This is a genomic window from Streptomyces sp. NPDC058678, assembly GCF_042714835.1.
Classification (GTDB): domain Bacteria; phylum Actinomycetota; class Actinomycetes; order Streptomycetales; family Streptomycetaceae; genus Streptomyces.
In genome coordinates this window covers 41,950-65,405 of sequence record NZ_JBHXSG010000010.1, presented here as the reverse complement: position 1 = coordinate 65,405, position 23,456 = coordinate 41,950, and the positions used below count along the sequence as shown (strand labels likewise).

General features: G+C 69.9%; 21 protein-coding genes and 1 pseudogene. 8 read left to right on the top strand and 14 right to left on the bottom strand.

The window, feature by feature from the left end; translation table 11 throughout:
- Nucleotides 1–53 precede the first annotated feature (53 nt).
- Nucleotides 54–956 carry a menaquinone biosynthesis prenyltransferase MqnP gene (mqnP, locus tag ACFWWR_RS12520; protein ID WP_383867752.1) on the bottom strand — a complete coding sequence of 301 codons (903 nt, stop codon included), beginning with the start codon at nt 954–956 and terminating at the stop codon, nt 54–56.
- Nucleotides 953–2,410 (bottom strand): menaquinone biosynthesis decarboxylase, encoded by a 1,458-nt coding sequence (locus ACFWWR_RS12515; protein ID WP_383867754.1) that lies wholly within the window; start codon nt 2,408–2,410, stop codon nt 953–955. The genes mqnP and ACFWWR_RS12515 overlap by 4 nt, the downstream gene beginning before the upstream one ends.
- 88 nt (nt 2,411–2,498) lie before the next feature.
- Between ACFWWR_RS12515 and ACFWWR_RS12510 the strand changes: the two genes are divergently transcribed.
- Both ACFWWR_RS12510 and ACFWWR_RS12505 read left to right on the top strand, forming a co-directional pair.
- Nucleotides 2,499–2,864 (top strand): PLD nuclease N-terminal domain-containing protein, encoded by a 366-nt coding sequence (locus tag ACFWWR_RS12510; protein WP_383867756.1) that lies wholly within the window; start codon nt 2,499–2,501, stop codon nt 2,862–2,864.
- A gap of 119 nt (nt 2,865–2,983) precedes the next feature.
- The gene (locus ACFWWR_RS12505; protein ID WP_384303145.1) at nt 2,984–4,372 is read left to right on the top strand and encodes a purine-cytosine permease family protein; all 1,389 of its coding nucleotides are present in this window, start codon (nt 2,984–2,986) and stop codon (nt 4,370–4,372) included.
- Between the two features lie 19 nt (nt 4,373–4,391).
- Here ACFWWR_RS12505 and ACFWWR_RS12500 read toward each other — a convergent pair whose 3' ends face one another.
- A complete protein-coding gene (locus tag ACFWWR_RS12500; RefSeq protein ID WP_383867759.1) occupies nt 4,392–4,718 on the bottom strand; it encodes an ArsR/SmtB family transcription factor in 327 nt (108 codons plus the stop codon).
- 107 nt (nt 4,719–4,825) lie between these two features.
- Here ACFWWR_RS12500 and ACFWWR_RS12495 point away from each other — a divergent pair, with 107 nt between their 5' ends.
- Both ACFWWR_RS12495 and ACFWWR_RS12490 read left to right on the top strand, forming a co-directional pair.
- Nucleotides 4,826–5,800, top strand: coding sequence for a zinc-binding alcohol dehydrogenase family protein (locus tag ACFWWR_RS12495; protein WP_384303143.1), 975 nt, complete (start codon nt 4,826–4,828; stop codon nt 5,798–5,800).
- Between the two features lie 46 nt (nt 5,801–5,846).
- Nucleotides 5,847–6,299 (top strand): hypothetical protein, encoded by a 453-nt coding sequence (locus tag ACFWWR_RS12490; RefSeq protein WP_383867763.1) that lies wholly within the window; start codon nt 5,847–5,849, stop codon nt 6,297–6,299.
- Between the two features lie 16 nt (nt 6,300–6,315).
- Here the strand turns inward: ACFWWR_RS12490 and ACFWWR_RS12485 are convergent, their stop codons facing one another.
- Both ACFWWR_RS12485 and ACFWWR_RS12480 read right to left on the bottom strand, forming a co-directional pair.
- Complete coding sequence (locus tag ACFWWR_RS12485; protein ID WP_384303217.1) at nt 6,316–6,435, bottom strand: DUF397 domain-containing protein; 120 nt, start codon at nt 6,433–6,435, stop codon at nt 6,316–6,318.
- Nucleotides 6,383–7,341: pseudogene (locus tag ACFWWR_RS12480) on the bottom strand (Scr1 family TA system antitoxin-like transcriptional regulator); the annotation flags it as partial. The gene ACFWWR_RS12485 and the pseudogene ACFWWR_RS12480, both read right to left, overlap by 53 nt.
- Nucleotides 7,342–7,457: 116 nt before the next feature.
- Between ACFWWR_RS12480 and ACFWWR_RS12475 the strand changes: the two are divergent.
- Nucleotides 7,458–8,090, top strand: a complete 633-nt coding sequence (locus ACFWWR_RS12475; RefSeq protein WP_384303141.1) for a hypothetical protein — start codon at nt 7,458–7,460, stop codon at nt 8,088–8,090.
- Between the two features lie 30 nt (nt 8,091–8,120).
- Here ACFWWR_RS12475 and ACFWWR_RS12470 read toward each other — a convergent pair whose 3' ends face one another.
- Together ACFWWR_RS12470 and ACFWWR_RS12465 are read right to left on the bottom strand one after the other, a co-directional pair.
- Entirely contained in the window at nt 8,121–8,480 is a 360-nt protein-coding gene (locus tag ACFWWR_RS12470; protein WP_383867771.1) for a hypothetical protein, read from the bottom strand.
- Between the two features lie 67 nt (nt 8,481–8,547).
- Nucleotides 8,548–9,315 (bottom strand): CDP-alcohol phosphatidyltransferase family protein, encoded by a 768-nt coding sequence (locus ACFWWR_RS12465; protein WP_383867773.1) that lies wholly within the window; start codon nt 9,313–9,315, stop codon nt 8,548–8,550.
- A 109-nt stretch (nt 9,316–9,424) separates the two neighbouring features.
- On the opposite strand from ACFWWR_RS12465, the gene ACFWWR_RS12460 reads away from it, so the two are divergent.
- Nucleotides 9,425–10,345: a transglutaminase domain-containing protein gene (locus tag ACFWWR_RS12460; RefSeq protein WP_384303139.1), complete on the top strand. Its 921-nt coding sequence runs from the start codon at nt 9,425–9,427 to the stop codon at nt 10,343–10,345.
- A 102-nt stretch (nt 10,346–10,447) separates the two neighbouring features.
- Here ACFWWR_RS12460 and ACFWWR_RS12455 read toward each other — a convergent pair whose 3' ends face one another.
- The 7 genes from ACFWWR_RS12455 to ACFWWR_RS12425 all read right to left on the bottom strand — a co-directional run bounded on the left by ACFWWR_RS12455 (nt 10,448) and on the right by ACFWWR_RS12425 (nt 21,920).
- Nucleotides 10,448–10,924 carry a hypothetical protein gene (locus ACFWWR_RS12455; protein WP_384303137.1) on the bottom strand — a complete coding sequence of 159 codons (477 nt, stop codon included), beginning with the start codon at nt 10,922–10,924 and terminating at the stop codon, nt 10,448–10,450.
- 2 nt (nt 10,925–10,926) lie between these two features.
- Nucleotides 10,927–17,727: an RHS repeat-associated core domain-containing protein gene (locus tag ACFWWR_RS12450; RefSeq protein WP_384303135.1), complete on the bottom strand. Its 6,801-nt coding sequence runs from the start codon at nt 17,725–17,727 to the stop codon at nt 10,927–10,929.
- 203 nt (nt 17,728–17,930) lie between these two features.
- Nucleotides 17,931–18,446: a hypothetical protein gene (locus tag ACFWWR_RS12445; protein ID WP_384303133.1), complete on the bottom strand. Its 516-nt coding sequence runs from the start codon at nt 18,444–18,446 to the stop codon at nt 17,931–17,933.
- Between the two features lie 3 nt (nt 18,447–18,449).
- On the bottom strand, nt 18,450–19,430 hold the full coding sequence (locus ACFWWR_RS12440) for a hypothetical protein (protein WP_384303131.1): 981 nt from the start codon (nt 19,428–19,430) through the stop codon (nt 18,450–18,452).
- Between the two features lie 30 nt (nt 19,431–19,460).
- On the bottom strand, nt 19,461–19,973 hold the full coding sequence (locus ACFWWR_RS12435; protein WP_383867784.1) for a hypothetical protein: 513 nt from the start codon (nt 19,971–19,973) through the stop codon (nt 19,461–19,463).
- Between the two features lie 218 nt (nt 19,974–20,191).
- Nucleotides 20,192–20,557, bottom strand: a complete 366-nt coding sequence (locus ACFWWR_RS12430; protein ID WP_384303129.1) for a hypothetical protein — start codon at nt 20,555–20,557, stop codon at nt 20,192–20,194.
- Nucleotides 20,558–20,660: 103 nt separating this feature from the next.
- Complete coding sequence (locus ACFWWR_RS12425) at nt 20,661–21,920, bottom strand: PucR family transcriptional regulator (protein ID WP_384303127.1); 1,260 nt, start codon at nt 21,918–21,920, stop codon at nt 20,661–20,663.
- 99 nt (nt 21,921–22,019) lie between these two features.
- Between ACFWWR_RS12425 and ACFWWR_RS12420 the strand changes: the two genes are divergently transcribed.
- Nucleotides 22,020–22,478 (top strand): nucleoside deaminase, encoded by a 459-nt coding sequence (locus ACFWWR_RS12420; protein ID WP_383874802.1) that lies wholly within the window; start codon nt 22,020–22,022, stop codon nt 22,476–22,478.
- On the top strand, nt 22,471–23,448 hold the full coding sequence (locus tag ACFWWR_RS12415; protein ID WP_384303125.1) for an isopenicillin N synthase family dioxygenase: 978 nt from the start codon (nt 22,471–22,473) through the stop codon (nt 23,446–23,448). The genes ACFWWR_RS12420 and ACFWWR_RS12415 overlap by 8 nt, the downstream gene beginning before the upstream one ends.
- Nucleotides 23,449–23,456: the final 8 nt, after the last annotated feature.

The window sequence follows — 23,456 nt, the reverse complement described above, 5'->3', positions numbered from 1 at the left end:
CTCGTCCGTGAGGCCCTCGTACGTCAGGCCGCCTCTGCACCGTGAGGCCGCCCCTACACCGTGAGCCCGCGCACCAGCAGATCCATCAGCGCACACACGAAGAGGGCAATCCCGATGAACCCGTTGACGCTGAAGAACGCCCTGTTCAGACGGGACAGGTCGTGGGGTCGCACGATCGAGTGCTCGTAGACGAACGCGCTCGCGACGATCATCAGGCCCAGCCAGAAGAAGGCACCCGCGTCGGTCGCGAGGGCGTACCAGACGAACAACGCCGTCGTGGCGGCGTGGCAGACCCGCGCGCCCCACACCGCGGCCGGGATGCCGAAGCGGGCCGGGACGGACATGACGCCTATCTCGCGGTCGGTGTCGACGTCCTGGCAGGCGTAGATCAGGTCGAAGCCGCCGATCCAGATGCCGACGGCGAGACCGAGGATCACCGCGTCCCAGGACCACTCGCCGCTGATCGCCAGCCAGCCGCCGACCGGGCCCATCGCCTGGGCGAGACCGAGGATGGCCTGCGGGAAGTTCGTGAAGCGCTTGCCGTAGGGGTAGACGACCATCGGGATCACCGCGATGGGGGCCAGCGCCAGGCACAGGGGGTTCAGCAGGGCCGCCGAGCCGAGGAAGACCACCAGTGCGACCAGCGCACCCGTCCAGGCGTGCTTCACCGACATCGCGCCCGTGACCAGCTCGCGCTGCGCGGTCCGGGGGTTACGGGCGTCGATCTCCCGGTCGATGATCCGGTTGACGGCCATCGCGAAGGTCCGCAGGCCCACCATGCAGACGGTGACGAGGAGGAGACGGCCCCAGTGGATGTTCCTGTCCAACTGGAACATCGCGGTCAGGGCGGCGATGTAGGCGAAGGGCAGTGCGAAGACGGAGTGCTCGATCATGACGAGGCGCAGGAAGGCCTTCGTGCGCCCCGGCTGTGGAAGCGCCGCGGAAGCTGAACTCACAGCCCGTACTCCTTCCAGCGACGGTCGACGGTCGCCGCCGTCTCGGGGTCGGACAGCACCATGTCGGGCCAGCCGCCGTCGCGCGTGTAGCCCTCCTCGGGCCACTTCTTCGTCGCGTCGATGCCCGCCTTGCCGCCCCAGAACTGCTGGTAGGAGGCGTGGTCGAGATGGTCGACGGGGCCTTCGACGACCGAGAGGTCGCGGGCGTAGTCCGTGTTGCCGAGGGCCCGCCACGCGACCTCGTGCAGATCGTGGACGTCGCAGTCGGAGTCGACGACCACGATCAGCTTGGTCAGGGACATCATGTGTGCCCCCCAGACGGCGTGCATCACCTTCTGCGCGTGCTTCGGGTACTTCTTGTCGATCGACACGATCGCGCAGTTGTGGAAGCCGCCGGCCTCGGGCAGGTGGTAGTCCACGATGTCCGGCACGATGATCTTCAGCAGCGGGAGGAAGAACCGCTCCGTCGCACGGCCCAGGGGTCCGTCCTCCGTCGGAGGCCGGCCTACGACGATCGACTGCAACAGCGGACGCTTCCGCATCGTCACGCAGTCGATCTTCAGTGCGGGGAAGGGCTCCTGCGGGGTGTAGAAGCCGGTGTGGTCGCCGAAGGGACCCTCCGGGAGCATCTCCCCCGGCTCCAGCCAGCCCTCGATCACGACCTCCGCCTGCGCCGGCACCTGGAGCGGCACCGTCTTGCAGTCGACCATCTCGATCCGCTTGCCCGCGATGAACCCGGCGAAGAGGTACTCGTCGATGTCACCGGGGAGGGGCGCGGTGGAGGCGTACGTCACGGCGGGCGGACACCCGAAGGCGATCGCGACCGGCAGCCGCTCGCCCCGCCGCGCCGCGACCTGGTAGTGGTTCCGGCTGTCCTTGTGGATCTGCCAGTGCATGCCGATGGTGCGCTTGTCGTGGCGCTGGAGCCGGTACAGGCCCAGGTTCCGGATCCCGCTCTCCGGGTCCCTGGTGTGGGTGAGCCCCAGGTTGAAGAAGGAGCCGCCGTCCTGCGGCCAGGTGAAGAGGGCGGGCAGCTGGTCGAGGTCGACGTCGTCACCCTGGAGCACGACCTCCTGGACGGGCGCGTCCCCCGACTTCACCTTCTTCGGCGGTACGTGCGTCATCGCGCCGAGCTTCCCGAAGGCCTCCCGCACGCCCACGAAGCCGTGCGGCAGCTCGGGCCGCAGCAGCCCGCCGATCTTCTCCGAGATCTCGCCGTACGACTTCAGCCCCAGGGCCTTCAGCAGCCGCCGGTCGGTCCCGAAGACGTTCATCGCGAGGGGCATCGCGGAGCCCTTCACGTTCTCGAAGAGCAGCGCCGGGCCGCCGGACTTCTGCACCCGGTCGACGATCTCCCCTACCTCCAGATACGGGTCCACCTCGACCTTGACGCGCTTGAGGTCACCCTCGCGCTCCAGGGCCCTGAGCAGGGAACGAAGATCGTCGTAAGCCATGGGGTCAAGTATCCCCGAGCCGCTACCCTGGCCCGGTACCTGGGGTCCGTCCCCGCGGCCCCGACGACTGTTCCACTGGAAGGCCCCCATGCTCCGGGTACTGATGTTCCTCGTGCCACTGGCGCTGAGCGTGTACGCGTTCATCGACTGCATCAGCACGAAGGACCAGGACGTCCGCTACATGCCCAAGCCGCTCTGGGCCATCCTCGTCCTGGTGTTCCCGCTCGCCGGCTCCATCTCGTGGCTCATCGCGGGCAAGAACCGGCACCCGGCCGGCGCGGCCGGCTCCGCGGGCTCCGCCGGTTCGCCGTGGAGCCGGGGCGGCAGGCAGCAGTGGGTGGCGCCCGACGACAATCCCGAGTTCCTCAAGTCCCTCAAGGACGAGAAGTCCCCCGACGACGAGGACAAGAAGGACCAGGACAAGAAGGACGGCGGCGACGACCCCACCGCCTGACGCCACCAGGGCCGCCACCGCGTGACACCGGCACCTGACAAGGTGTACGCCGGTGAGCCGCCCGAAGCGGACAATGCGCCCCTGGGCGGCGGCAGGCGGGAGCCGGACACTTACCTCGCATGACGACTGCTCCCGCCGACTCCACCGGCACCGCGCTCACCCCCGAATACGGTGACAGGGTCATCGCCGTCGAGACGGCGGGCTCGGAACCGATCCCAGACGCCGAACGCCACGGCAGCCCGCTCCAGTTGCTGTGGACGTGGGCGTCCCCGAACATCGAGTTCGCGACCGTGTACATCGGCGTGATCTCGGTGCTCTTCTTCGGGCTGAACTTCTGGCAGGCCACGGCGGCGCTGCTGCTGGGCACGGCGCTGGGGTCGCTGACCCACGGGATCCTGTCCCTGGACGGCCCGCGCTTCGGCGTCCCGCAGATGGCGGTCGGCCGCTTCTCCTTCGGGTTCCGGGGCAATCTGCTGCCGGCGGGTGTGAACGCACTTGTCGCGGGCGTCGGTTGGTTCGCCGTGAACAGTGTGAGCGCCGCTTTCGCGCTGAACACGCTGACGGGCCTGCGTCCGCTGCCCTCCCTGTTGCTGGTGGTGGTCGCCGAGATCGTGATCGGCTTCATCGGCCACAACTTCGTCCACGCCTTCGAGAAGTACGCCTTCCCGGCACTGGCGGTGGTGTTCCTGCTCGCCGGCGTCTGGACCTTCAAGGAGGCCGACCTGGGCGGCGCGAGCGCCGGTGGCGGCATCGGCGGCTTCCTCCTCGCCTTCAGCGCGGCCTGGGGCTACACGGCCGGCTGGAACCCGGGCGCCTCGGACTACTCCCGCTATCTCCCCCGTACGGCGAACCGCTTCAAGACCGCCCTCTACCCGGCCGTCGGCCTGTTCGTCTCGGTCGCGGTGGTGTCGGTGATCGGCGCGGCGTCGGCGACGATCGTCGCCTCCGAGGGCGCCACCCCCACGGCCGCCTTCACGGGCCACCTCCCGGGCTGGCTCGGCGACCTCGCCCTGCTCGCCATCATCCTCGGCGCGGTCTCCGCGAACGCCCTGAACGTCTACTCCTCCGCCATGTCCATCACCTCCCTGGGCCTCAAGCTCCCCCCGTGGCTGGGCCGCAGCGCCATCGTCGTCCTGTGCGGTGTCGCCGGTACGGCGGCGGCGTGGGCGTCACTCGCGGACGCGGGGCACGCGTACGAGGCGTTCCTGCTGGTGATCGCCTACTGGGTGGGGCCGTGGCTCGGGGTCGTGCTGGTGGAGCGGTGGCTGCAGGCGCGGACGCCGGTCGAGCGGCTGTCGGCCCGGCTCGGCGACCGGACCTTCGCCAACTGGCCGGGAATAACCGCCCTGTTGGTCGGCATCGCGGTGTCGGTGCCGGTCTTCTCCAACCAGGAGAAGTACGTGGGGTGGGTGCCGGAGCGGTGGCCGTCCTTCGGTGACATCACGTGCCTGGTCGGGTTCGCGGTGAGCGCGGGGCTGTACGCGGTACTGCGGCGGGCGGCGCGCTGACCGGCGCCCGTTGCCGGGTTCAGGCGTTATCGCGCAGGACGAGTTCCAGCAGCCCCGGGAACCGGGCCTCGAACTCCTCCCGCCGCAGCCTGTTGACCCGCCTGGGCCCCACGTCCCGCTGCTCCACGAGCCCGGCCGCGCGCAGCACCGAGAAGTGATGGCTGAGGGCCGCCTTGCCGACGGGTACGTCGAAGCTGCCGCAACTGCGCGACCACTCGTCCGACCCGGCCAGCTCCCTCACCAGGGCGATGCGTACGGGATCGGCGAGCGCGGCCAGCGCGGTGAGGACCGGGACGTCGTCCGGGTGGGTGTGTTCGGGGGCGGCCCGATGGCTGGTGGTGGCCACGCTGCCCTGCCTCCTGGCTGACGACTGACGGCTTGCCGAGTGTTCGATAGAAACCATACACTCACGAGTGTTCGCTTTTGATTGAACAGTCGAGCGGGGAGTCCGGCATGCGCGCGATCGAGATCCAGGAGTACGGCGGCCCCGAGGTCCTGAAGACGGTGGAGGCGGCGGTGCCCGAGCCGGGCCCCGGCCGGGTGAGCATCGACGTGGCGTACGCGGGGGTGAACTTCGCGGACCTGAAGGCCCGTTCGGACGGCTACCGGGTGCCCGCCCTCCCCTTCCGCCCCGGCCTGGAGGTCTCCGGGCGGGTGCGGTCGCTCGGCGAGGGAGTCGCCGGGCTCTCCGTGGGCCAGGAGGTGACCGCCCTGACGGACGGCGGCGCCTACGCGGAAGTGGCCGTGGCGCAGGCGGCGACGGTCTTCCCACTGCCGAAGGGCATGGACCTGCGCACGGCCGCGACCCTCCCCACGGTGCTGCCGACGGCGTACGCCCTCGTCCACACGGTGGGCCGGCTGCAGCCCGGCGAGAGCGTCCTGGTGCAGGGCGCGGCAGGCGGAATCGGCACCGTGGTCGGACAGTTGGCGAAGGCGGCGGGCGCCGGGGCGGTGTACGGCGTGGTGTCGACCGAGCCGAAGGCGGCCTACGCCCGCGACCACGGCTACGACGAGGTCTTCGTCGGCGACTTCGAGAAGGCGGTACGGGAGGCGACCGGCGGCCGGGGCGTCGACCTGGCCCTGGACCCGGTGGGCGGCGAGACGTTCCACGGCAGCCTGGCCTCCCTCGCCGTCTTCGGCCGACTGGTCTCCTTCGGCAACGCGAGCTCGGCCGAGCCGTGGCAGGTGGGCCAGCCGGAGCTGTATCCGTACGGCGTCTCGGTGGGCGGCTTCTCCATCCTGACGCTGGCGAAGACGGCCCCGGCACAGCTGCGGGCCCTGGCCGAACGTGCCTTCACCACGGTGGCCGACGGCACGGTGTCCCTGCCGGTGACGGCGGAGTTCGCGCTGGCGGAGGCGGCGGAGGCACACCGGCTGATGGGCACGCGGGCCAGCACGGGGAAGCTGCTGCTGAAGGTCGGGGCCTAGGAGAATGCGGCTTGTAGGTGCCGGTACTCCCCCCTAGGTTGACCCGATGGGCCTCTTCGGCAAGCTGACCAGCACCGCCCACCATCCCGACAGTGGGGTCGGGCCCCTTCCCGGCCCGCAGGTCGAGGCCGCGCTGCTCGCGGTCGACAGCCCGGACGTTCCGTACGTCGTCCGCAAGGCCCTCCCCTCCGAACGTGCCGACCTGGTGGCGGTGTGGGAGGTCCCCAGGCTGCGCGTGACGCTGCGAACCCGGATGCGTCTGATCCACGCCGACCACGAGGTGCGGAGCATCGACGAGAAGTGGGACAGGCGGGAACGGGAGTACGGCCGCGGGCAGGTGACCGCGGTGACCCGGTTCTGGGAGTTCGAGCGTGGCCCCGACGGCCGACGACACAGGAAGGAGGTCTTCCGATTCGACCCCTCGGAGATGAAGACCCCCCTGCGGAACGCGGTCCTCGGTGCCGGATGGACCTGGCGCGGCATGAAATTCCGGCTCTGACGACCGGCCCCGCCGGTCAGCGCAGAGCGGACGTGAACGCGGACCAGGCGGCGTGGCTGACGAGCAGGACGGGGCCGTCAGGGGTCTTGCTGTCGCGGACGGGGACGACGGTAGAGAACTCGGGGGCTACTTCGATGCAGTTGCCGCCGTTGGCGTCGCTGTGGCTGCTCTTCACCCAGGTCGCCGCGCTGAGATCGTGGCTGTTCATGATGCTGGTACCTCTCCATCACGTCGCTGATCAAAGCGGTGGACTCGAGGGCTGACGGAGAGTCCGCCCTGAGCACATCATAGGTCTGGCTGTGTCGCGCATAGACGGCTGGATCGTCGCTGAAATGGCCACGATCCAGCGATTCCGAGTAGACCCACTCGTGCCCGTCGGGCAGCCTGATCAGTGACATGGAGCCGCTGGGCCGGAAGAGCCCGATGCGGTCGGCCGGAGCAACCTGGATGTGGATATTGGGATGCCGACCGACGTCGAGCAGGTGCGCGCACTGGTCCCGCATGATGGCCGCGCCGCCCACCACGTTGCGCAGACAACTCTCATCGAGAACGGCAGCGTAGAACGGCCCGCCGTCGGCCAGGAAGCGCCGCTGACGGCTCAGCCGGGCCCGGACACGTTCCTCCAACTCCTCGCCGCTCACGAGGCGCGAAACAGGGCCCGCGCGTAGTCCTCCGTCTGCAACAGGCCCGGAACGACGCGCTCTTGATACTCCCTCAGCCCTATGGCCACCGCATCCATCTCAGCCCGGCGCCGGAACCAGTCCGGATGCTCCACCTGCGGATACCAGTCGATCCGCCCCCACAACCGCAGCAACACCCCGCCCGTGCCCAGCAGTTCGTCGCACTTCTTCGCGAACGTGTCCTGCGGGACCCGCGTCCCCGCCTCGACCCGCGCCACATGCGACCGGTCGCAGGGGATCTCCCGGGCCAGCCCTTCCTGCGTGAGCAGCGCCGCCTCGCGGAAGTGCTTGAGGACCTCGCCGAACACGGCGGCCGTACTCGTGCTGAGCCCGGATCCCGCATCGGCGTTGCGTCGGCTCACGGCTGCCTCCCCCTCCGTGACAGTGGACCACTGGCACGCGCCAGGCGTTGATGCGGACCGTTCCCCTGAGTGACGCTCGATACACCCAGAGTTACGGAAGGTGTCGGGAGTTGCACATGTCTGAGCGGTGGGAACCGGGAACGCTCGTCTACGACCCGCGGACGCGCAAGGTGGGCGAGTACCAGGACAGGACGGGCCCGTACGCGATGCTGCGTCCGGTCGGCGGCGGGCGGGAGTGGCAGGCGGACCCGGCGCGGATCCGGGCGGCGACCAGGGAGGAACGGCTGAGCGCGGGCGTACGGGCGGCCAACGACCGCTCCAGGGAGGGGTTCGCGACCACGCCTCTGCTGGAGGCCGATGTGGATCGGCCCCCCGTCCCGCTCCCCGGTTGCGCGACGTGCGAAGAGCTGGCGACCCGGCGGGAGGAGGCTCGGGCCGCGTTCGACGGCAGTGCGGAGACGGACGCGAACGTGCTGCTGCGGCAGCACCGACGCCGTGAACACGGCGGGGCAACGGCCGGGCGCCGGCTCTTCCGGTACGTGCCCTACACGATCGTGCAGGACGCGTCGGCGCAGCCGGAGTACGAGGCGCACTGCGTCTCGGGCGACGAGACCGACTGCGGCGCGGCGTCCGGGCCCCGCCAGGACCCCGGCGAGGTGGAGGAGTGGCAACGCAGGCACACCCAGGAGACCCGGCACACCCGCTACCGGAGGAGCTTCGCCGACTACGCGGTGTTCGAACGCCCGTGAGCCGAACCGGACGAGCGCCCCACCCTCCTCCTACTTCGCCTCATCCTCGTCTTCATCCTCGTCGTCCGCCCCCGGCCGCGGTTCCGTCTCCGTCTCCGTCTCCGTCTCCAGCCAGGTGAGCATCATGTCGTCCAGGAGGGACTGCAAAGACCGCCCCGACTCGTGGGCGTTGACCTCCAGCTGGACGGCCGCCCAGCCGGTGAGGCTCATGACGAGGAGGCGGAGGCCGTCGGTGCCGTACTGGTCGAAGATCTCGTCGGCGTACTCCAGGGCCTCTTTGGCGAGGCGTTCCGCGGGGTAGGTGCCGGCCGCCCTGCGCAGGAGGTCGATGGAGAGGCGGGAGATCTCCGGGGTGATGGCGGCCAGGCGCTCGTCCTCTTCTGCGTCCATGCCTTTCACGGTAGGGCGCGAAGACCTGCGCGTACCGGTTCCCGCGGAAATCCCCGGTACGGCTGCCTCAGCGCAGCCGCGACGACGACAGGATCGACAGCAGGTGGGCCGGAACCATCACCCACGTGATCACGGCGAGCGCGCCCAGCGCCCAGCGGGTCGGCTCGATACCGCCGGTCATCTGGTCGGCGACGGCCGCGACGAGCAGGACCAGAGACGCCTCGATGCCGTTGGTCACGCGGTGGATCTTGAAGGCGGCGGCGAGGCGGCGCACCGTCGCCACGCCCTGGGAGCGCGGCCGGGTCGACTCGTCGTCGACGACCCCCAGCCCGCGCCGGGCGCGTGCCACGTCCACGAGGTCGGTGGAGGCCTTCAGCAGCACGACGCCCAGGGCGGTGGCGATGCCGATCGACAGCCATCCGCCGACACCGGACTCGGCGGCCCGGTAGCCCGCGCCCGCCAGCAGGGCCGCGTCGGCCAGGTAGGCGCCGAGCCGGTCGACGTAGATGCCGGACGCGCTGTTCTGGCCCTTCCAGCGGGCGACTTCGCCGTCCACGCAGTCGAAGAGCAGGAACAACTGCATCAGGATGACGGCCAGGACAGCTCCCGTCAGGCCCGGGATCATCAGCGCGGCCCCGGACGCGACCCCGCACACCACCATCGTCCAGGTCAGCTGGTCGGGGGTGACCGGCGTGCGCACCAGCTGCCGGGTGAACCGCAGCGAGAGGCGCCGCATGTACAGCCGGCCCGCCCAGTGCTCGCCGTTGCGGCTCGCCAGCTTGGCCTGCGGCTGGCAGACCTCGCGCAGCTCCTCCAGAACCGGAGCAGCAACCATGAACGTTCCTCCAAGGGGGCCCAACTGCCGCACACACGGCGGTGATCGGCACAGGTTACCTGCCCGGACTCCTGGACATTTCGCCGGGAATTTTGACACGGTTCCGGCTATGCCCGAGAACCCGGACACCCTCGCCTTCTACGCCGCGCAGAGCGACTTCTCCGACCCCGGCGCCCTCGCTCACCACTACGCCGGCCTGCCGGACGACCCCGCCGAACTGGTCCGCGTGGTACGGGACTTGATGATCCACCGCGTCGAGGGCGAGGCCTTCGGGTACGCCATCTCGCAGGATCGTCTCCACAACGACGCCGAGACGCGCTACGTCGACGACATCCTGCGCATCGTCGTCGAACGCGACGACGCCCCGCTCGCCCAGCGGCGCCCGCCCCGCGACCGGTTCGTCGGCGTCTGCCGCGACTTCACGCTGCTGCACTGCTCGTTCCTGCGCCACCGGGGCGCCCCGGCCCGCCTGCGGTCGGGATTCGCCGACTACTTCCGTGCCGACGGCTTCCACTGCGACCACGTCGTCACCGAGTACTGGGACGAGAAGCGCGGCACCTGGCTCCTCGCCGACGCGCAGCTCGCCGATCCCGCGCTCCTCGACGACCTGAACGTCGACTTCGACCCGATGGACGTACCGCGCGAGCGCTTCCTGGTCGCGGGCGAGGCGTGGCGGGCCATCCGCGAGCGCGGGGCCGACCCGGACACCTTCGGGCTGCATCCGCCGCAGGAGGGCCCGCTCCACGGGGAGCGGTTCGTGGCCGGCAACATCCGGCTCGACCTCGCGGCCCTGAACAAGGTGGAGACACTGCTGTGGGACGTCTGGGGAGAGGGCGAGGACGGGCAGCCGGGCCGGCCCCTGTCGGAAACCTCCCGCGCCCTGTACGACCGCGTCTCCCTGGTCGCCTGCGACGCCGTGCCCTTCGACACGGCACGGCGGCTCTTCGCGGAGGACGACATCCTGCGCACCCCGAAGACGGTCCTGTGCATGGCGCCGTACAACGGGACGAGCGAAGTCACCCTGCGCTAGGGCGGATCGTCTCCCAGACGTCTACGGCGTCGCATGCCGCTGCGCCTCCGAGGGAGCGGAGGTGACGCACCTACCTCCGCTCCCTGCGCTCCCGCGGCTCCGCTACAGGTCCCTGCGGAGCGTGCCCGGTGCCGTCCGTTGCTCCAGGGCGGACAGCAGCCGTTGCCGGTCGGACAGGCGGACCAGCAGCAGCGGCATCTCCGTCCGCTGCCCCTTGTTGCCTTCCAGCACGAGCAGGCCGGCGCTCCTCGACTGTCCTGTGCTGCGGGCGGTGACCGAGACCGAGGCGAGCTCGGTCCAGGGGATCCGCGACGTACGGCCGCGGAAGCGCACGGCAACGCCCTCCTGGTCCAGCCTGATCTGCATGAGCCGGGTCAGCAGCGGTACCGCAAGCATCGCGGCAGTCAGGCCGCCCCACAGCAACCGGCCTTCGAGACTGTGACTGAAAGCCACCCTGGGCAGCACGAGCAGCAGGCCGGGTACGACCAGCAGCAGGCCGAATCGCAGGGCGGGCCGGACGACCAGGTCCGGTTCAAGGCGCTCCCTCGGTGACAACGAGCCTTCCTCACTCTCTCGCATGCTCACCCCCCGCAGATCTTCCGCAGGTTGCTGATCAGCGGGTCGATGGGCGCGGAGCGCATTCCCGGGAGCTTCCCCGTCGCCCAGCTTGTGCCGCCCACCGTCGCCAGGTCGGCTCCGAGGTAGAGCGAGGACTCGGTGCAGTCCCACCCCGAACCGTAGTGGCACTTGTCCACGGTGAGCGCGGCCTGGGTGACCGTGGTCACCGTCAGCGCCGTCCAGAACACGGCGGCGGCGATCGGTGCGCAGACGCCTGCGCTGAGGATGGTGCAGGCCGCTCCGACGGTTCCGGCCACCGCGGTGACCACGGTCGCGATCGCGTTGACGTGCGAGATGACGGCAGCGTGCTTGTGGATGAAATGATCCGTCGCCGAGGCCGCTTTGCACACCGCGCCGAAGCCGGACCAGCACAGGCCGGTGGGGTCGATCAGGTTGAGCGGGTTGCCGACGACGTAGGTGTATGCCTCCAGGGTGCTCTCGATCGCCGGGTCCACGGTGAGGAACTGGGCCGTGGCCGGGTCGTAGTAGCGTGCGCGGAGGTAGACGAGTCCGGTCTCCGTGTCCGTGTACTGGCCGGTGTACTGCAGGGGGGTCGCGGCGGTTCCGGTGTGGCCGAGGACCGCTCCGTACGGGGTGTAGTCGTAGGTGCAGTCGACTGCACCGCTACTGTCGGTGAGTGCCCGGGTGGAGCCCAGCTGGTCGTGGAAGTACCACTGGGTGCCGCCAGAGGCGATCTGCTCGACGGGTGTGCCGGCGGGTCCGTAGACGTAGTCGTCGGTACCGTCGGAGAGCAGGTTGGGGGCATCCCCCGCCTCCCAGGTGAAGGACGCCGTGGTGCCGTCAGTTGTCTTGGTGGCGCGCAGGCCGTCACCGTCGTAGGTGTAGGTGGCGTTGTCCGAAGCGGAGCTCGCTGTGCTGAGCCGGTCGGCCTGGTCGTAGGTGTAGGTGGTGGTGCTGCTCGCGTCCGTGGTTCGGGTGCGGTTGCCCTGGTCGTCGTAGGTGTAGGTGGTGGCGCCACTGGGTGTGGTGGCGCAGTCCGCGTCGGTGGGCATGGTGCCGGTGGTGGACCAGCACAGCCGGTTCGCAGCGTCGAACGCCTGCCCGCTGGTGCCGACCTGCACCGGGTTGCCGGCGTCGTCGTAGGCGAACGACGTGACGCTTGAGCCGGCGGTCGCCGACTTCAGCTGTTCGCGGTCCGTGTACTCGTACGCCTGCGCGTTGCCGGGGACCCCGGCGGGGGTCTGCCCGTTGAGCTGGCCCGCGTCGTCACGGGTGTACGTGAGCGAGGCGAGTGTGGTCGTGCCCTTGGTGAGGGTGTCGGATTTCGCCCGTCCGGCGTCGTCGTAGCCGGTCGTCGCAGTGGTGCCGTTGGGGTACGTGGTGGAGTTCCACGCGCTGTCGGCGGTGTAGCCGAAGGTCGTGGTCCTGCCGTTCCCGTCCTGGACGCCGGTGAGCCGGTCGGCTTTGTCGTAGGTGCGGGTGACCGTGTGCCCGGTCGAGCCCGGGTAGGTGAGGGATGTGGTGTTGCCTCCGGCGTCGTAGCCGTAGCCGACACTGTTGCCCGCGCCGTCGGTCTGGGCGGTCAGGTCGCCGAAAGCGTCGTAGGTCCACGTGCTGGTGCCGGTGCCGTCGGCCATCAGGGTGCGGTGACCCGCGGGGTCGTAGTCGATGGCGGTGACGTCGGGGGTGCCGGGGTCGGAGTAGTCGATGCCGGTGACGTTGTCGGCCGGGTCGTAGGTGTAGGTGGTGGTGCGGTCCTGAGGATCGGTGACCGTCGTCAGGTTCCCGGCCGCGTCGTACTTCGACGTGGTGGTCTGCTGATCCGGGTCGGTCCGGCTGGTGCGACGGCCTTGGGCGTCGTAGCCGTACGAGGTGGCGGCGCCGGCCGCGTCGGTGGTCTTCGCGATGGTGCCGTCGTCGTTGTAGGCGGTTCTCAGGACAGTGCTGTCGGGCCGGGTGACGGTGGTGTTCCGGTCGGCGGCGTCGTAGCCGTAGACGGTCTTCTTGTCGTTGGCGTCCGTGGTGGAGGTCTGGTTGCCGTTGGCGTCGTAGGTCGCCTCGGTCGTGTGTCCGAGCGGATCGGTCGTCCTGGTGCGGTTGCCCCACGCGTCGTAGACGTAGGTGGTGCAGCCCTTGGCGGGGGGAGTGCAGCCGGGTGTGGTGCCCGCGGCGGTGCCGGCCGGGGAGATCTGGGAGGTCAGCAGGCCCCGGTCGGTGTCATAGCCGTACTGGGTCTTGTCACCTTCCGGGTCGGTGCTGCTGGTGACGTCGCCGGCGTCGTCGTAGGTCGCCCTGGTGGTGTTGCCGCGGGCGTCGACGGTGCGGTTGGCGTCGCCCGGGTGGGCGGTGTCGTCGTAGTAGGTGGCGGTGGTGCGTGCCGTCGCGCTGCCGTCGGCGGGCTGCTGCGTGGTGCTGGTGAGCAGTCCGAATCCGCTGCCGGAGGCGGCGATGTGGTCGGCCTCGTCGTAGGTGTAGTCGGTGCGCAGGCCGGACGGGTCGACGGTGGTGATCAGGTTGTCGTTGTCGTCGTAGACGTGGGTGGTGGTGAAGCCGCGGGCGTCACTGTCCGAGATCTCGTTGCCGTGGTCGTCGTAGGCGAAGGTCTGCAGGTTGCCGTCGGGGTCGCTGATGGAGGTGATGCCGAGGCTGATCGGGTCGTAGGTGTAGGACCAGGTTCCGGCGTCCTGCGTGCCGTAGCCGCGGGTCTCGGACTGGAGCATGCCGTCGGCGTAGGTGTCCAGGGTCTTGTTGCCGGACGGGTCGGTGACCAGGGTCTGCCCCTCGGTCAGGCCCGTGTCCAGGTTCGGACCGTAGGCGAAGGTGGTGGCCTTGCCCGTCGCGTCGGTCTGGGACAGCACACGTTCGGAGGAGTCGTACGTCATGGACGTCACCGGGGTCGGCGAGGCGCCGCTGCCGTACTGGACCGGCTTGCGCATCGTCTTCATCAGGTGTGACGACGTGTAGTAGGTGTACTGGTAGTGGTCGTCGTCCTGAAGACTCGGCGAGCGGGTGGTGCCGACGCCGTAGACGTCGGTGAGGTCGCCGTCCGTGTCGTAGCTGTAGGTGACCTTGCGGCCGGCCGTGTCGGTCAGGGCGGTGATGTGGCTGCCGGTCCAGGTCAGCGTGTAGACGCGGCCGCCCGGGTCGGTGATGGTGTGCAGGTTCCCGTCGCCGTCGTAGGCCAGGGTCGTGGTGTACGGCGGAGTGGCCTTGCTGCCGATGAGATCCGTCTCCGAGACCAGGTGGCCGGTCGCGGTGTCGAAGGTGAAGATCTCCTTGGACTTGCGGGTGAACGTGTAGTCGGAGCCGGACTTGGTCAGCGTCGCGTCGTAGCGCGGGGCGCTCGGGGTGTATGTGCCGGAGGCGTCGGTGAAGGTGACCTGGGAGCCGTCCTCCTGCTTGATGGTGACATCACCGCTGGTGCTGTCGGTGGCCGCGCTGAGGTTGTACGAGTAGGTCCAGCCCCAGCCGAAGGGGCCGTTCTCGGCGAGCGTGGCGTTCGGGCCGTCGGGGCTGGCCAGCGCCGAGGCGTAGGTCCGTGTGAAGTCCAGCGGCATGCCGCGGCCGGGCGTCGACAGGTCCGTGAAGGTCTCCCCGAAGTAGCCGGTGCTGGTGTCGACCGGGTCGCCCGCGGTGCGTCGGACGCAACCGCACTGCACCCAGGCCGGGTTGCTGCCCTTGGGGGCGTCCTTGACGCCGGGCGGACCGCCGATCGGCTGGCCCGGTGTGCCGCCCTCGGGGATGAAGGCGACCGAGTCGTACGCGACGTCGTAGTCCGCGTAGTTGATGTTGCCGGAGCCTGTGATGTCGCTCTTGTTGGTGAGTTTGACGGTGGCGCCGTTCTCCATGGCGAAGGTGCCGATGGTGACCCATTCCTCGGAGCCCCAGTCCTGGTTCACCCGGATCTTCCAAGGGCTGGCGCCGCCACCGGGATTGATGGTGTAGACGACGTTGGTGGCACTGGCCGCGGTGGACGGGAAGTGCAGCTTGATCTTGTAGTACTGCAGCTTCGGCAGGCTCGGCGTCCAGGTACCGGTGTTGATCTCGTCCGGATCGGAGCCGTCCTCGGTGTGCGTGAACAGGATGTGGCCGCCGAAGCCGACGCCGAGCTGGTGCGTGTCGAGCGAGCCGATCGGGTCACCGGCGCTGTTGGTGCCGGGTGAGTAGCTGAAGGTGCCGCCCTGTGACCAGTTGGACGATCCGCAGCCGACCAGGTTCAGCGGTGGCTGGCTCTGTGACTCGTCCACGATGATCGGCGAGCCGTGGCCTTCGTCGTGCACGTGGGTGGTGTCCAGCGAGCAGGACGGCGGGTGCGGGTGGGGCTTGACCACCGCGGGCTCGCTCGAGCCGGCGCTTGCCGTGTAGCTGCTGGTGGCGCAGGTCGTGGAGCAGTCGGAGATGAAGGTGACGGGCTGGTGCCACCAGCACTCGCTGTCCGACAGCGAGCAGTAGTCGGAGTCCTGGTTGCCCGTCGGGTCGCACTGGTTGGCACTGGTGCAGAAGGCGTCGACCGGCGGGATCTGCAGCCAGCTCTTGCCGCCGTGGTAGTCCGGCTTGGTGTACGCCGGCTCGTCGAACCGCAGGATCGGCTGGCCCATCCAGCCCATGATGCGTTCCTGGTACGGCCAGCTCGCCGGGTGCGAGGCGTCCGAGTACGAGTCGCGCAGATACGGGGCGCGGGTGGGCGGATAGTCGGGGTTGCGCGGGTTGTTGGCCCACCCAAGACCCCAGGTGCCGTCCGGGCCGGTGCAGTTGGGGCCGGGAGTGCAGCCGGTGGTGTTGCCGAACGCGGCGGTCGGCTGGATGCCGGAGTTGTACGCCCACGCGGCGAAGTACCAGTTCTCCAGATACTTCGGGTCGCCGCCGTTGACGGTGATACCGGCGTCGTAGAGCTGGTTCCAGGTGCGCTCCAGGATCTGCAGACCGGCCGAGACGTTCTCCTGGTAGTCCACGGCGATCTTCCACTGGCCGTGCGTCGAGTACGTGGTGTCGCCGTTGGCCATGCCCGAGGTCACCTGGCCCAGGCCGTAGCCGCAGTCGGCCTTGGAGTAGTCCATCGTGCTGATGGACCCGCCGGCCCCGTAGTAGTCGGCGATCAGCGGGTTGCCGGGGATGCCGGGCAGCGAGTGCCAGGACGCCTGGCTGTAGTTGCTCTCCTGCGCCACGATGGCCTGGTACACCGACCGGGGCACCGTGTTCCAGGTGTCACTCGACGGGTGTTCCAGCGAGACCCGGGAGAAGTCGTCATTGGGCGAGTAGGCGGCCAGGCCCAGGTTCGCGTAGTTCGAGGGGCGCTGGTACGCGGAGCCCGTGAGCAGCCCCTGCTCGGCCATCTGCACGGCCCAGGTCACCTGGGCGGTGCCCGGCTGCATGACCTGACGGTTCTCCTCGTTGCGCCCGACGGAACACTTCGGAGCCGTGGCGGCGGCGGTGGTCGCGTTCGCCACCGGGCCGGTGGCGCTGGTCTCCGTGGCCGAGGTGGCCGTGGCGTACCGGGCCGACGTGGTGGTGGCCGAGGCGCTCTCGGCGGAGGCGACGGCCGCGGTCGCCGTCGTGGGCCCCGGTGCCGTCGGGCCGGTGCGGTACGCGGACGAGGTGACGGACGAGCCGGCGCTCGCCGCCGGTGCCGACTTGGGCAGTGCGGTCGAAGGCCGCCGGGACGTCCCCGGCGCGGACCTCTTCAGGAGCTTCCCGCTCCGGGTCGCCAGGATCAGTGGCGCGGACTGCTGGGTCTTGCTCCCCAGGCCCATCACGGCCCCGCCGTCCAGCGAGGCACCCACGACGCCGGTGGCGCCGTTGGGCAGCGCGTGCGTGGCGACCTTGCGGACACCGGAGTTGACGGCGGTCCTGGTCGCGCCGATCGCGAGTGCGTGCCCGGAGCGGCCCTGGAGCAGCCGCAGTTCGGCGTGCTTGCCTTCGCCCAGCTCGGACAGTTTCCCGGACCGCTCACGAAGGATCAGTGACGACTTGCCGGTGCCGCGCTGCACCGCGAAGTCGACGCCGCCGCCGGCCGCTGGGCGCAGGTCGTACGCCATTCCGTCGACCGCGGCCAACCGGGTGGGCCGAGCGATCGCCGTGCCCCTGCTCGCGGAGGGCAGCCGCACCAAGGAACCGCCCTGCACACCGACCGGCCCGTCCGCGGTGGGCACGACGCTCGTGACCTGTCCGTCGACGGTCACGCTGTGCCGCACCTTCCCCGACGGCATGTCGGCCGTCAGCACCTGCGTACGGCGCTGGTTCTCGCCCGGGTCGACAACGAACTCGGCCGTGTCCCCGAGGCCGCAGCCCGGCGAGTGGTACTTCAGAGCGACGCCCGCCGCCACCGGCTTCACGGCACCACTGCGCAGGTTCACGGTGTAGGCGAACGCGCCGTGGTCGCGGGCCGCGGCCAGGTTCACCGAACCGGCGGGCAGGATCGCGACGGCCGCGTACCTGCCGTCACCGGACACGCACTGATAGCCGGTCCATGACGCGTCGTCGATGCCCGCCGGGCGCAGCACCGCCAGCTCGCGCCAGGTGTAGCCGTCGGCACCGGTGGCGAGGCCCAGGTGGTAACCCGCCCCGTCGCCCCAGCCGTTGACCATCACATCGGCCGCGGGGCCCGCGGCGTCCTTGGGCGACGACGAGAGCGACAGCGGCTTGGACGACGTGCCGGCCGCGTCCCGGCCGGCGGCGGCCGCTGGGGACACGCTGCCCGCCAGGAGGGCACCCGCGAGCAGCATCACCCCTGACACACCCAGCGTCGGCCATCCCCTGACAGCGGCCCTGCCGAGCCGCCGGGAGCGTCTTCTGCGGTGGAACATGGTCCTCCTAGGTGGCTGTACGTCTCACGGACTCGCGGCCGGTAGAAGAGTTGGTTCAGGTCCGAGGTGCCGGAGGCACGCAGCATCCTGGGATCGGGGGTGGTGGGGGGCGCAGCGCGAGGAAAGGAAGCGGCGGCCACTTGGGCGGAGGCACCGATGGGTGTGGAGCTGGGCATTCCCGCGGGGCGGCGGGCGCGTCTCGTCTATGACGAGTGGTCACCTACCCGGCGTTTCTCCACGTTGCTGATGCGGACGTCGATGTCCTGGACGGGAACGTCGTCACGGCTTTCGAAGTTGATCTTCGTGCTCATCGTGGCGTTCGGGGGCAGCATCCCGTCACTGGAGAGGTCGGCGCTTTGAGGTATCCCGGCATCGATCGCCCCTGTGAGGGTCACCGTGATCTCGTAGTCGTACGGCTCGCTGCCGTGGTTGGTGATGGTGAAGGGCACGGTCAGCACGCCGTGCGCATGATGCTGCGGCACATACGCGACCACGTCCCTGCCCGCGGCCCGCGCGACAGCTTCGCCGTAGTGGTACTGCGAGGGGCTGAGTGTGCCGTACGGCGCCGGCAGCCAGGTGCTGCTCGGGCTTGGAGTGGACGGCGGGGCAGCGAGATCGTGGTTGGCGCTGTCCGCGAGGCGGATGCCACCGTAGACGACTGCACCGACGAGTGCGGCGGCTACGGCGGCCCCGGCCAGGACGCGTCCCAGGCGTGGCATCGCTCAGCCCTTCAGCGCCTTCTGCGCGGCGCTGACACCATTGGTACGGCGCGTACGCAGGGCGTTGAGTTCGCTCTGGTGGTCCTTGATCTGCTGCTTTTGGATCTTGGAGTCCTCGGTGAACCAGATCCGGACGAGGTCGCTGCTCTTCTTGCAGTCGATGTCGGCGAGAGCGACGGCGATTTCGGCCTTGGAGGGGCTGCCGTCGGTGTGGGGGACGATCGCGTCGGCGTGGTAAGGGGTGTCGACGGTGTAGCCCTTGCCGCTCATGCACGTCGACCAGGCGGCGATGGCGTTCTGCACGGCGGGGGTCTGCTGGGACTGTGTGAGGCTGTCTCCGTCGAGCCGGGAGACCAGCGAGAAGTCCATGGTGCGGGTGCCGAGTTGGTCGTCTGCCCAGCCGGCGCAGCCGTCCTTGTGGATCTGTTTGCCCTGGTAGGTGGAGGGGGCCCGCTCGGGGGCCGGGCCGGTGGGGCTGTGACGGATGCTGGTGCGGCCGGTGAGGACTTCGACCTGCGCCGTGGTCAGCTTGGGCATCTTGGTGCCCTCTTGGTGCTGAATGCTGTCGGGCAGTCCGTAGCCGTACTTTTCGGCCATGGCACGGTCGGTGATGCCGTAGCGGCGAAGCATGTTGGAATCGTCAGCATTCGGCGGCGGGGTCTGCCCGGCCGGCGGGAAGGTGACATCGAAGCCGTAGTCGGCCATGCACTGGGTTTCCAGGTGCCGCTCGGCATTGTCGATGCTGACGGTGTCCTGGTAAGTCTCCATGTAGGCCTCCAGGGGCAGCGAGAGCCCCTTGGCGAGACCGGCGGTGGGGGTGGCCTGCGGCCACGTGCTCCTGTCCACGCTGGACGCGGCGTCGGCGACCGCCTTGGTCTGCGGATCGCTGCCCGTGGAGCCGGATCCCCCGGCGGAACAGGAGGTGACCAGGACTGCGGTGGTGACGGCGCCGGCTATCGACGCGGCGGCCTTACGGATGGTCATCGGACGCGTACCTTTCGAGCTGCGGTGATCTCAGGCGAAGTGCTGGGAGGCCTCGTTGTTCTTCAGCGTGGAATCGAGGTCGTACCAGGTGCAGTCGGCGTATGCGTCGCGGTGACCGAAGTACTGGGAGTGTCCGGCGTAGTCGGAGTTGTAGTACACCCGGTAGTTGTTCACTTCGGAGCAGTTCTGTGCCGAACCGGCGTTGTTCTTGACGTACTGTCCGGCGCCCGAGCCGTTGCCGTTGAAGGCGTAACGGTAGGTCTCCAGGGTCGAGCCCTGGTATTCGCTGGTGCCGTAGTAGTCGTAGACGTCGCCCCAGAACTCGGCCCAGCTCGTGGTGTAGCTGCCGCCCGAGACCGAGTAGGCCTTCGAGTTGTACAGTTCCCAGAGCTCAGGCTCGTTCGAGCAACTGACCCACGGGACATCGCAGTTGGACGTGACGTTGAACGTCCCGGCATGGGCGGGCGAGGCGGTGACAAGCAGGGCCGCCGTGGCGGCGAACACTGCTGCGGAAGCCTTCACGCGCACCGGTATGCGCTTCATCGGATCGTTCCCCTCCCCCTCCCGGCCGTCAGATCGACCGGGCTGTGTGCTGCGTTCTGCCTCCCGCGGCGCCCTGCCGAGCAAGATGTGCGCTGCTGGTGAAGGTGCTGTGACCGCGGGCGGCGCTGAACGTAACAGGGGGCGGCGAGCACACCCGTGAAGGTCTGGAACGATCTCCAAAAACAACCCAGGGGATTGCCACGACCCACCAAAGAGCGTCACACGGGGCACCAACCCGAAAGGGTTAAGATTGTTCTCTTTATGTCATTTTGTCTGCGCATCGCCGACAATGATGAAGCAAAGCGAGTTCCATCGGTTATGCCGAGGTCTTTTCCAAAACGAGAGAGAAAAGGTGGATCAATCAGGAAGAACTCCGCGGAGACCTTGTCCGCGCGCTGCGCACACGTGCAGCGCCCAACTCCCGTCAGCTCCCGGCAGTCCAGGGCTTCGAGCAGCTCTGCAACGACCGTCGTCCCGGCGGCGTGGCGGTGGGCCCGGGCCACGGTGGAGTTCACGCCCACCCGGCCGAGGTCGGGAATGGGACCGCGTTCGCCCAGCGGCAGCAGCGGTTCGGCACAGCCCACTCGTCGTCCGTGAGATCACCCCGGGTCAGCCGGCCTGTCCACTGTCCCGGCCCAGCCGGGACAGCGAAACAGCCAAACCCGTGATCTCAACTCGGCACAGTCCCTAGGCCACCGTCCGCAGCCCGCCCGCCACCGCCGGGCTCATCCCCCGCACCACCCGGTGCGCACACGCCGCCGTCAGCAGCTCACCCAGCAGGTCCGGGTCGCCGATCTCCAGGCCGAGGAGGGACTCGATCCGCTCCAGGCGCTGGTAGAGGGACTGCCGGCCGATGTGGAGCAGCGCGGCCGTGCGCGTGGGCGAGCAGCCGTGGCGGAGGTGGACCTCCAGGGTGCGGACGAGGTCGCTGGGGTGGGCCGCCTCCCAGGCCAGCAGCGGGCCCAGGGCGTGCTGGACCAGTCCGGCGAGCCGCTCCCGGTTGGCGTCCACACCGCCCCGGGTCAGTTCCCGTTCCAGGGCGAGGGCGCGCGAGGACGTGACCAGCACGCCGTCCGGTACGCCCGGTTCGGCGGCCGGCACGGTCAGTGCCAGCTCCAGCGTCGTACGAGCCGCACGCAGCGTGTCGCTCCAGCGCAGCCAGCCTCCGCCGGCGGCGACGGCGTGCCCGACCGCGACGGTCAGGCCGGGCTCGGCGGCCGTGCGGAAGGCGTCCTGGACGGCCCGTACGGGGTCGCCGGCCCGCGAGCCGGGCAGCGACAGCAACGCCAGCACGTCCCCCGGGAACGCCGCCCGGAGCACCCCCGCCCCGCCGAGCAGCCGTACCGCACGGTCCACCGTGCTCACGTCCCGCGTGCCGTGCAGGGACACCCCCAGCAGGCGCGCCCCCGGGCCCGGGTGGAATCCCGCCAGCGCCGCCCGCGCCTCCACCTCGGGCTGGTTCAGTGCCGCCCGGTCGGCCAGGTCAGCCAGCAGGGCCGCCGTATGGTCGTCGCCCCACGGCCGTACCACCGACCGCCCGGACAGTCCGCGCGCCACGATCGCCCGGTTGGCGGCCTCCGTGATCCGTACGAAGGGCACGACCCGGTGCAGGGCCAGCAGCGGCAGCCCCACTCGGCGGGCCTCGTCGGTCACCTCGGCCGGCATCGACGGCAGCGACCGCCCCACCTCCACCGCGAGCCCGGCCGCGTCCCGGGCCGCCAGCTCGCGCACGTACCGCCGCCGGACCTCCTCGTCCGCGTCCATCAGCCCGAAGCCGTTCGTCAGCAGCAGCTCCCCGCCGTCCAGGAAGTTCGCGCCCTCGTACACCTCGCTGGAGTGCACCCAGCGCACCGGGCGGTCCAGGGCGCCCTCACCCGCCAGCAGCTCGGGCTCGGCGGCGCGGACGGGGTCCAGCTCCAGGACTTCACGGAGGGTGAGTGCGGGCACGGGAACCTCCAGGGCACTGACAGTTCGTCCGGCTGCGGGATGCCCGGAGAGTACTTTCCGCACGTTGCCCTCGTGTTTCCGCCACAGGAGAGTGAAGCCATGGACCCTATGGATCAGGCGACGGCCCGCACCTGGCTCGCCACCGCCGTCGCGGAGGCCCGCGCCGGGCTCGCCGAGGGCGGCATCCCGATCGGCGCCGCCCTCTACGGCACCGACGGCACCCTCCTCGGCCGCGGCCACAACCGCCGCGTCCAGGACGACGACCCCTCGACGCACGCGGAGACGGCCGCCTTCCGGAACGCGGGACGGCAGCGGTCGTACCGCGGTACGACGATGGTGACCACCCTCTCCCCGTGCTGGTACTGCTCCGGCCTGGTCCGCCAGTTCGGCATCTCACGGGTCGTCGTCGGCGAGGCGGCCACCTTCCACGGCGGCCACGACTGGCTGGCGGAGCACGGCGTGGAGATCGTGCTCCTCGACGACGCCGAGTGCGTCGAGATGATGCGCGACTTCATCAAGAACAACCCGGCACTGTGGAACGAGGACATCGGTGAGTGAGCCCCGCATTCCCACGATCGATCTGCGCCCCTGGCTGTCCGGCGACCCGGACACCCGCGCCGAGATCGCCCGCACCGTCGACGAGGCCCTCCAGACCGCCGGATTCCTGCTGGTCGCCGGGCACGGCGTGGACCCGGCCCTGCGGTCCGGGATCCGGGAGGCCGCGCGGGCGTTCTTCCGGATGCCCGTCGGCGTGAAGCAGCCGTACGCGGCGAAGGTCGGCGGGCGCGGCTGGCTCGGGCCGGGCGCGGAGGCCAACGGCTATTCGGAGGGTACGCAGACCCCGCCGGACCTGAAGGAGTCGCTGACGTTCGCGACGCACGAGCACTTCGAGGACCCCGTGGTCGACGCGGAGTGGGCGGCGCCCAACGTCTGGCCCGCGGAGGTGCCGGAACTCCGGGAGCTCTGCGAGGAGTACCTGGCGCGGATGGCCGGCCTGGAGAAGGAGCTGCTCTCCCTGCTCGGCGAGGCGCTCGGGCTCGACGCCGACTTCTTCTCGAAGCACATGGACCATCCGACCTACGGCTTCAACATCAACTGGTATCCGGGGACGGAGGTCGTCGGGGAGCCGCAGCCGGGCCAGTTCCGCATCGGCCCGCACACCGACTTCGGGACGGTGACGATCCTCGACCGGCAGGCCGGCAAGGGCGGACTGCAGGTGTACACGGACCCTGCGGACGGGGGTGTCGGCTGGGAGGACGCGCCCTTCGACCCGGATGCCTTCACCATCAACGTCGGTGACCTGCTGGCCCGTTGGACCGGCGACCGCTGGCGTTCGGGACGACACCGCGTGCTGCCCCCGCCGGCCGACGCGCCCGCCGAGGAGCTGATGTCCCTCGTCTACTTCGGCGAGTGCACGCCGGGCACCCTGGTGGAGTCGCTGCCGGCGCCGGTGGGGCGGGTGGCGTACGAGCCGGTGGATTCGCACACGTACCTGCGGGCGAAGCTGGACTCGATCACCGTGGACTGACCGATCGA